This is a genomic window from Flavobacterium sp. (genome assembly GCF_024642105.1).
Classification (GTDB): Bacteria; Bacteroidota; Bacteroidia; order Flavobacteriales; family Flavobacteriaceae; genus Flavobacterium.
In genome coordinates this window covers 232,610-241,758 of record NZ_JAHEBT010000001.1, presented here as the reverse complement: position 1 = coordinate 241,758, position 9,149 = coordinate 232,610, and the positions used below count along the sequence as shown (strand labels likewise).

The window sequence follows — 9,149 nt, the reverse complement described above, 5'->3', positions numbered from 1 at the left end:
ATTATGCAGAAAAATTTGCTGGAATCAGTGGGCAAAATGAAGGTTGGCCAATGTTACCTGATGGTCACTTTCTTCCACCAATGGATTTGAACTGTGTTGAAAAATCAGTAAAAGAAAGAATCGAAAAACACTACAATAGAGAAAGAATTCTAACTATTGGACGTACTGCCAATTTAACTGTTCCTCATAATGGACGTGGAAACTGTCAGTACAGAAATTTATGTAGTCGTGGGTGTCCATTTGGAGCTTATTTCAGTACACAATCTGCTACATTACCTGCTGCTATGGCAACTAAAAGATTAACTGTAAGACCGTATTCTATTGTAAATCATATTATTTACGATAAAAATACTAAGAAAGCTAAAGGGGTTATGGTAATCGATGCTGAGACCAATGAAACGATGGAATTTTATGCTAAAATCGTTTTTGTAAACGGTTCTACCCTAGGTTCTACTTTTATTTTATTGAACTCTACTTCTGAAGCACATCCCAATGGATTAGGTAATGGAAGTGGACAATTAGGTCATAACTTGATGGATCACCATTTCCGTTGTGGTGCGGAAGGTACTGCAGAAGGATTTGAAGATAAATACACTTATGGACGTAGAGCTAATGGAATTTATGTACCACGTTACCAAAACTACGGTAATGACAAACGTGATTACTTAAGAGGATTTGGTTACCAAGGTGGAGCAAGTCGTGGCAATTGGCAAGCTGATGTTGCTGAATTGGCTTTTGGAACTGATTTCAAGAACAATATGTCTAAACCTGCAGATCATTGGAAAATGGGATTAGGAGGATTTGGAGAAATGCTACCTTATTATGAAAATAAAGTAACTATCGATCATTCTAAAAAAGATAAGTGGGGTCAGCCAGTTCTAAAAATTGATTGCGAATACAAAGAAAATGAAGCTAAAATGCGTGAAGATATGATGAACGATGCTGCTGAAATGTTAGAAGCAGCTGGAATGAAAAATATCCAAACGTATGACAATGATTGTTATCCAGGGATGGCAATTCACGAAATGGGTACCGCTCGTATGGGTAACGACCCTAAAGATTCTGTATTGAACAAATGGAATCAAATGCATGAAGTAAGTAATGTATTTGTTACTGATGGATCTTGTATGCCTTCTATTGCATGCCAAAACCCTTCATTGACATTTATGGCTTTAACAGCACGTGCAGCCGATTACGCAGTAAAAGAATTAAAGAAAAAAAATATCTAGGTTACTATTATTATGACAAGAAAATTAAGAATGGGAATGGTCGGTGGTGGCCAAGATGCCTTTATTGGAGCAATACATCGTTTGGCTGCTAATATGGATGGCTTAATTGAATTAAGTTGTGGTGCTTTGAGTATCAATCCTGAAGTGGCAAAAGCTTCAGGTAAAGCATTGTTTCTTCCAGAATCAAGAACGTATTTGACTTACGAAGAAATGATTAAAGCGGAAGCTGCTTTACCAGCTGATGAGCGAATTGATTTTGTTACGATTGTAACCCCTAATTTTGCTCACTTTGCTCCTGCTATGATGGCTTTGGATCACGGATTTAATGTAGTAATCGAAAAACCAATTACGTTTTCGTTAGACGAGGCAAAACAATTGGAACAAAAATTAAAAGAAACAGGTTTAACACTTTGTCTAACCCACACCTACTCTGGTTACCCAATGGTAAAACAAGCCAAAGCTATGGTGAGAGAAGGAAAATTAGGTAAAATTCGTAAGGTTTGGGTAGAATATCCTCAAGGATGGTTAAGTAAATTATCCGAAAGAGAAGGAAATGCTCAAGCAGCTTGGCGAACTGATCCTAAAAAATCAGGAAAAAGTTCTGTAATGGGAGATATTGGAACCCATGCTGCTCATTTAGCAGAATACATTACGGGATCAAAAATTACTGACATCTGTGCTGAGTTGAATACTTTAGTAGAAGGACGTGTCATGGATGATGATGGTGCCGTGATGCTGAAATTCGACAATGGCGCTAAAGGAGTGTTAATGGCTTCTCAAGTAGCAGCCGGTGAAGAAAATGCTGTTAAAATTAGAGTGTATGGCGAAAAAGGGGGAATCGAATGGTTGCAACACGAACCTAACTCTTTAATTGTAAAATGGTTAGAAGAACCGATGCAAATTTTAAGAGCTGGTTCTAATTATGGTCATTTATCTTCATTTGCAAGACACAATTGTAGAACTCCAGGCGGACACCCAGAAGGTTATTTGGAAGCTTTTGCTAATATCTATAGAAACTTTGCTTTGACTTTAGGTTGTAAAATTGACGGAACTCAACCCACTCCAGAAATGTTAGACTTCCCTTCTGTTGAAGATGGTTTACGAGGAATGGCATTTATTGATAATGTAGTGTTATCAGCACAGTCTGATAAAAAATGGACTCCTAACGTTTTATAAGTATGACAACAATTCAAGGACCAGCGGTCTTTTTAGCTCAATTTATTGGAGATGAAGCTCCTTTTAATTCGTTAGACGGAATTTGTCAATGGGCAGCCGATTTAGGTTTTAAAGGGATTCAAATGCCAACATTGGATGCTCGTTTTATTGATTTGCAAAAAGCGGCAGAAAGTAAAACATATGCAGAGGAATTGACTGGAAAAGTAGCTTCTTATGGCTTACAAATTTCAGAATTATCAACGCATTTACAAGGTCAATTAGTTGCTGTACATCCTGCTTATGATGATTTCTTTGACGGCTTTGCTCCTGCTGCTTTGCGCGGGAATCCAAAAGCAAGACAAGAATGGGCAGTACAACAAATGAAATATGCGGCTAAAGCCTCTCAAAATTTAGGATTAAATGCACACGCTACTTTTAGTGGTTCATTGCTTTGGCAATACTTCCACCCTTGGCCTCAAAGACCACCGGGATTAATTGAAGAAGGATTTGCTGAATTGGCTAAACGATGGTTGCCAATTTTGAATGAATTTGATCAAAATGGTGTGGATGTTTGTTATGAAATTCACCCAGGAGAAGATTTATTTGATGGAGAAACCTACGAAATGTTTTTGAAAGCCGTAAACAACCATTCAAGAGCTTGTTTGTTATACGATCCATCACATTTTGTATTGCAACAATTAGATTACATTCAGTATATCGATTTTTATCACGAACGTATTAAAGCATTTCATGTTAAAGATGCCGAATTTAATGCGACGGGGAAACAAGGAACTTTTGGTGGATACCAAAATTGGGCTAACCGCGCAGGACGTTATCGTTCGCCAGGTGATGGACAAATTGATTTCAAAACCATTTTTAGTAAACTAGCACAATATGATTATAAAGGTTGGGCTGTTATGGAATGGGAATGTTGCATCAAAAATCAAGAAGATGGCGCGCGTGAAGGAGCTGAATTTATCAAAAAACACATTATCAAAGTTACTGATAAAGCGTTTGACGATTTTGCAGCTGTTGAAACCAATACGCAATTGAACAGAAAAAATTTAGGATTATAATAAACATAAACAAAATGAAACGTACTTATTTACTTTTTGGCTTAGCCTCATTGACTTTAACTTCTTTTTCAAAAATTGATTCAGAAAAAAAATATATTAAAAAAACGAATATCGAAGTTCAGTCAAATGATGGAGAAAAACTGATTGCAAAATCAGATTGTGTAGGATGTCATAAATTAGACAAAAAATTAATTGGACCTTCTTATTTAGATATTGCTAAAAAATATCCAAATAATGACAAAAACGTAACCTATTTAGTAGGTAAAATAATCAAAGGAGGTTCAGGCGTTTGGGGAACAATGCCCATGTCAGCTCACTCAGCATTGAAAAAAGAAGACGCAAAATCAATGGTGAAATACATTTTATCATTAAAAAAATAAGATTATAGGTTGTAACTATTACTGACTAATTTGAATAAATTATGAAAAAAGAAGAAGAGAATAAACCCAATAACAATCGCCGTGATTTTATAAAAACAAGCGCTATGGCAGCTGCCGCTTTTATGATTGTGCCACGTCACGTTTTAGGTAGAGGTTTTGTTGCACCTAGCGATAGATTAGTAATTGCAGGGATTGGTGTTGGAGGAAAAGGACAGTCTGATATTGCGATGTTTCACAAGAGTGGAAAAGCGAATATTGGTTTCTTATGTGATGTAGATACTCGAAGAGCAGCTAATAGTGTTAACGCATTTCCTAAAGCTAAATTTTATAAAGATTGGCGCGAAATGTTGGATAAAGAACACAAAAACTTTGATGCAGTTTCAGTTTCTACTCCAGATCATAATCACGCTATTCAGTGTTTAGCAGCAATGCAATTAGGAAAACACGTTTATGTACAAAAACCAATGGCTCATGATATTTATGAAGCCAGAATTTTAACACAAGCGGCTAAAAAATACAAAGTGGTTACTCAAATGGGAAATCAAGGTTCTTCTAATGATGCTTCTCGAACTATGAAAGAATGGTATGAAGCAGGTCTAATTGGAGATGTTCATACAATCTATGCTTGGACAGATCGACCTGTTTGGCCACAAGGTATTCCTTGGTCTACAGCTAAGCCTGAAGTTCCAAAAGAATTGGATTGGGATTTATGGTTAGGAACAGCTCCATACAAGAATTATGTTGACAAATTAGTTCCTTTCAACTGGAGAGGTTGGTGGGATTATGGAACAGGGGCATTAGGAGATATGGGTTGTCACTTATTAGAAACCCCTTTTAGTGTATTGAATTTAAAATATGCCAAAGACGTACAATGTAGTGTAGGTTCTGTTTATGTTGACGAATTTAAACGCGGCTATTTCCCGGAAAGTTGTCCGCCTTCAAGTCATGTAACCTTAACTTTCCCTAAAACGGAGAAAACACAAGGGGATGTTACGGTACACTGGATGGATGGTGGAATTCAACCTGTTCGTCCAGAAGAATTAGGTCCAAATGAAATTTTTGGAGACGGAGGAAATGGTACGTTATTCGTTGGTACTAAAGGAAAAATGATGTCAGATACCTACGGGTTGAATCCTCGTTTGTTACCTTTAAGTAGAAATGAAAATCTTCAAGTGGCTCAAAAATATGCTCGTGTAAAAGACGGAATGGATGGACATTATAGACAATGGGTTGAAGCTGCTATTGCTGGATATGGCAAACACGAAGTGAGTTCTGGTTTTGAAATCGCAGGACCATTGACGGAAGCCTTGTTAATGGCTAATTTAGCAATCAGAGGATATGATATTGTTCGTGACGAATTAGGAGAAGATGTCTACCCAGGACGTTCAGCTAAATTATTGTGGGATAATGACGCTATGCGAATTACTAATTTTGATGAAGTCAATCAATTTGTAAAACGCGATTACCGCGAAGGATGGAAAAATTTAACTTTATAATACAATTAAAATGATTAAGAATATTTTTAAAATAGCACTAGTAACTATTTTGATGCAAACAACTAACGCACAGACCGCTTTACCAAAAGGTTTTGTTTCACTTTTTGATGGACAAACCACCACTGGATGGCATGCTTATGGAAAAAAAACGGCAACACCAGCTTGGAAAATTGAAGATGGTACGTTACATTTTGATCCAGCTGCAGCCAAAAATGGTCAAGGTGGTGATTTAGTTACCGATAAAGAATACACTAATTTCCATTTGAAATTAGAATGGAAAGTAGCGGCTAAATCAAATAGTGGAATTATTTTTTATGTGAATGAAGATTTGTCTAAATTCAAAAACACTTATGAAACAGGTTTAGAAATGCAAGTTTTGGATAACGATGGTCATCCAGATGGTAAAATAGAAAAACACAGAGCTGGTGATTTATACGATTTAATCAAAAGTACAACTGAACCTGTAAAACCTGTTGGTGAATGGAATTCTGTTGATATTGTATGTAAATTCGGAAAATTACAAATGCTATTGAATGGCGTAAAAGTGGTAGAAACGATGCTTTGGGACGATAAATTCAAAGCTTTAGTTGCAGGTAGTAAATTTGCTACTTGGCCAGGATTTGCTGCTTTCCAATCAGGAAAAATTGCCTTACAAGATCATGGAGATAATGTGTGGTATAGAAACATTATGATAAAAGAATGGAATTCACTACAACCTACAACAGGTTGTAAATAATACTAAATCAACTAACCAAACCAAAAAATAAATTTATGAATACAACCAACCGTATTAAATTATCAACTATGATGTTCCTAGAGTTTTTTATCTGGGGCGCATGGTTTGTAACATTAGGCACTTTTTTAGGTAACAATTTGAAAGCTTCAGGAGCTGAAACTGCTGCGGTATTTTCTACACAATCTTGGGGAGCTATCATTGCGCCTTTCATCATTGGATTAATTGCAGACCGCTATTTTAATGCCGAAAGAATCTTAGGAGTATTGCACTTAATTGGGGCTTTTTTGATGTATCAAATGTACCAATCTAATGAAGTAGGTTCATTTTACACTTACGTTCTAAGTTATATGGTTTTATATATGCCTACTTTAGCTTTAGTAAATTCAGTAGCCTTTAACCAAATGAAAGATCCTGAGAAAGAATTTGCCAACATTCGTGTTTGGGGGACTATCGGATGGATTTTAGCTGGATTAGCTATTAGTTTTGTTTTCCATTGGGATACAGCTGAAAATATAGCTCAAGGAATGTTGAAAAATACATTCTTATTGTCAGGAATTGCAGCATTGGTATTAGGGTTATTAAGCTTTACCTTACCTGCTACTCCACCTAAAGTATCGGATGAAAAAAATAAAATTGGAGATATTATCGGATTGGATGCATTGAAATTATTGAAAGATAAAAACTTTGCAGTATTCTTTCTTTCTTCTATTTTAATCTGTATTCCATTGGCTTTTTATTACCAAAATGCACATCCATTTTTAACTGAAGCTGGAATCGAAAATCCAACTGGTAAAATGGCCATTGGTCAAATATCAGAAGCTTTATTTTTATTATTAATTCCAGTATTTTTTACAAAATATGGCTTTAAGAAAACCATATTAGTTGGAATGTTAGCTTGGGCTATTCGTTATGCATTATTTGCTTATGGTAATGGTGCTGATTTAAGTTTTATGCTAATTATTGGTATTGCGTTACACGGAATTTGTTATGACTTCTTCTTTGTTTCTGGACAAATTTATACCAATTCAAAAGCGGGTGATAAATACAAAAGTGCCGCTCAAGGTTTAATTACTTTAGCTACTTATGGTGTGGGAATGTTAATTGGTTTTGCAGTAGCGGGATGGATTACTGACAATTATAAAACTGCAACTGGAACAATCAACTGGGAAATGGTTTGGATTATCCCTGCCGGAATTGCTTTAGCTGTTTTTATTTTATTTGCATTGACATTCAATGACAAAAATAAAGCAGAAGTTTCACACTAAATTTTAGATGAAAACTAACCTCAATAGACGTTCTGTTATTAAAGGAATACTTGCCAGTTCTGCTGCGCTAAGTATTCCTTTGGAATTGTCTGCTTTTGGTTTACCAAAAGATAAAACAACTACTATTCCAATGCTAAAAGGTAATATCAATCATTCTGTTTCAAGATGGTGTTTTGATAAATTAGATTTAGAAACATTGTGTGTTGAAGCAAAGAAGATGGGAATAACCGGAATCGATTTGGTGGGACCAGAAGCTTGGCCAACACTTAAAAAACACAATTTAGTTTCAACGATGTGTAATGGTGCTGAACTGAATCTAGTCGATGGTTTTAACGATATTCAATTTCACGAAAAACTAATTCAACGTTATACAGAGATGATTCCTCGTGTGGCTGAAGCAGGGTATAAAAACCTAATTTGTTTTAGTGGTAACCGAAGAGGAAAGACCGATGAAGAAGGTTGGACTAATTGTGTGATTGGATTACAAAAATTAATCCCATTAGCTGAAAAGCATAATGTTACTCTAGTAATGGAATTATTGAATAGTAAAATCAACCATAAAGATTACCAATGTGATAGAACTGCTTGGGGAGTGGAATTAGCTAAACGAATTAATTCACCCAATTTTAAATTGCTTTACGATATCTATCACATGCAAATTGATGAAGGTGATGTAATTCGTACTATTAAAGATAATATTCAATACATTGCTCATTTTCATACGGCGGGTGTTCCTGGTCGAAATGAAATTGACGACACACAGGAATTGAACTATCCTGCTATTATGAGAGCTATTGCGGGAACTGGTTTTAAAGGATTTGTTGGACAAGAATTTGTTCCTAAAAATCCAGATAAATTAGCCTCATTGCGACAAGCAATAACTATTTGCGACATTTAACTAACAAAAAATATAACCCATGAATAAAAGAAGAGAATTTCTAATTAATAGTGGTTTAGTACTAGGGACTTTGGCCATTACTCCTTCCCTAGCCTTTACTACTAAAAAAAGAGCTATTGGAATTCAATTATGGACTTTGCGTGAGACTTTGCCTAAAGATGTAAAAGGTGTTTTAGATCAAGTTGCCAAAGCTGGATTTACAGAAGTAGAAACTTTTGGTTTCTCACCAAAAGACAATGCTTTTTTTGGTACTTCAGTACAAGACTTCAAAGCGATTTTAGATGCAAATGGTTTGAAAGCAACGAGTAACCATTTTGATTTTAATAATTATATTAAGACAGGAGACCTTAGTGACCTAAAATCGTATATAGCAGCTGCTAAAGTATTAGGGAGTGAGTATGTTACTATTCCTTATATAATCCCTGAATTAAGAGGGACTTCAGCTGAGGATTACAAAAAATTAGCGGTAGGAATCAATAAAGTAGCACAACAGTGTCAGGCTGCAGGTTTAAAATTAGCCTATCATAATCATGACTTTGAATTCACAAAATTTGGAAACACAAATGGATATGAAATCTTGTTGAATGAAACGGATCCAAAATTAGTTGATTTTGAATTGGATTTGTATTGGGCGGTTCGAGCAGGACATAACCCATTGGATTTATTCAAGCAACACCCTGGACGTTTCACTATGTGGCACGTAAAAGATATGGATAAAGCCAATAAAGAATTAAATGCTGAAATTGGTAAAGGAGCTATTGATTTCAAAGCCATTTTTGCACAAGCTAAATTGTCAGGAATGAAACGTTTCTTTTTAGAACATGAAACCAACTATACTCCGAATCCTTTGGAATCAATCAAGACTAGTTTTGATTATATTGCTAAAAATCTAATCTAGATTTTTTTAAAACATA

The 9,149-nt window shown here is 35.5% G+C and carries 9 protein-coding genes; all 9 read left to right on the top strand.

Annotated features, from left to right (window positions below):
- A partial coding sequence (locus tag Q0L65_RS01135; protein WP_296682510.1) for a GMC family oxidoreductase occupies window positions 1-1,229 on the top strand: 1,229 nt, incomplete at its 5' end.
- Window positions 1,230-1,241: 12 nt separating this feature from the next.
- Window positions 1,242-2,405 carry a Gfo/Idh/MocA family oxidoreductase gene (locus Q0L65_RS01130; protein ID WP_296682508.1) on the top strand — a complete coding sequence of 388 codons (1,164 nt, stop codon included), beginning with the start codon at window positions 1,242-1,244 and terminating at the stop codon, window positions 2,403-2,405.
- A gap of 2 nt (window positions 2,406-2,407) precedes the next feature.
- Window positions 2,408-3,460: a sugar phosphate isomerase/epimerase gene (locus Q0L65_RS01125; protein WP_296682506.1), complete on the top strand. Its 1,053-nt coding sequence runs from the start codon at window positions 2,408-2,410 to the stop codon at window positions 3,458-3,460.
- A gap of 14 nt (window positions 3,461-3,474) precedes the next feature.
- Window positions 3,475-3,840, top strand: a complete 366-nt coding sequence (locus tag Q0L65_RS01120; protein ID WP_296682504.1) for a c-type cytochrome — start codon at window positions 3,475-3,477, stop codon at window positions 3,838-3,840.
- 41 nt (window positions 3,841-3,881) lie between these two features.
- Window positions 3,882-5,336 (top strand): Gfo/Idh/MocA family oxidoreductase, encoded by a 1,455-nt coding sequence (locus Q0L65_RS01115; RefSeq protein ID WP_296682502.1) that lies wholly within the window; start codon window positions 3,882-3,884, stop codon window positions 5,334-5,336.
- A gap of 10 nt (window positions 5,337-5,346) precedes the next feature.
- Window positions 5,347-6,072, top strand: a complete 726-nt coding sequence (locus Q0L65_RS01110) for a DUF1080 domain-containing protein (protein WP_296682500.1) — start codon at window positions 5,347-5,349, stop codon at window positions 6,070-6,072.
- 35 nt (window positions 6,073-6,107) lie between these two features.
- Complete coding sequence (locus Q0L65_RS01105) at window positions 6,108-7,337, top strand: nucleoside permease (RefSeq protein ID WP_296682499.1); 1,230 nt, start codon at window positions 6,108-6,110, stop codon at window positions 7,335-7,337.
- Between the two features lie 7 nt (window positions 7,338-7,344).
- Complete coding sequence (locus Q0L65_RS01100) at window positions 7,345-8,235, top strand: TIM barrel protein (RefSeq protein WP_296682497.1); 891 nt, start codon at window positions 7,345-7,347, stop codon at window positions 8,233-8,235.
- Between the two features lie 19 nt (window positions 8,236-8,254).
- Window positions 8,255-9,133: a sugar phosphate isomerase/epimerase gene (locus Q0L65_RS01095; protein WP_296682495.1), complete on the top strand. Its 879-nt coding sequence runs from the start codon at window positions 8,255-8,257 to the stop codon at window positions 9,131-9,133.
- The last annotated feature ends 16 nt before the right edge of the window (window positions 9,134-9,149 follow it).

Bases quoted from the DNA above. Each gene is read 5' to 3' on its own strand.
- Q0L65_RS01130 (WP_296682508.1), top strand. From the start codon at position 1,242: ATGACAAGAAAATTAAGAATGGGAATGGTCGGTGGTGGCCAAGATGCC.
- Q0L65_RS01115 (WP_296682502.1), top strand. From the start codon at position 3,882: ATGAAAAAAGAAGAAGAGAATAAACCCAATAACAATCGCCGTGATTTT.
- Q0L65_RS01095 (WP_296682495.1), top strand. From the start codon at position 8,255: ATGAATAAAAGAAGAGAATTTCTAATTAATAGTGGTTTAGTACTAGGG.
- Q0L65_RS01125 (WP_296682506.1), top strand. From the start codon at position 2,408: ATGACAACAATTCAAGGACCAGCGGTCTTTTTAGCTCAATTTATTGGA.
- Q0L65_RS01100 (WP_296682497.1), top strand. From the start codon at position 7,345: ATGAAAACTAACCTCAATAGACGTTCTGTTATTAAAGGAATACTTGCC.
- Q0L65_RS01110 (WP_296682500.1), top strand. From the start codon at position 5,347: ATGATTAAGAATATTTTTAAAATAGCACTAGTAACTATTTTGATGCAA.
- Q0L65_RS01120 (WP_296682504.1), top strand. From the start codon at position 3,475: ATGAAACGTACTTATTTACTTTTTGGCTTAGCCTCATTGACTTTAACT.
- Q0L65_RS01105 (WP_296682499.1), top strand. From the start codon at position 6,108: ATGAATACAACCAACCGTATTAAATTATCAACTATGATGTTCCTAGAG.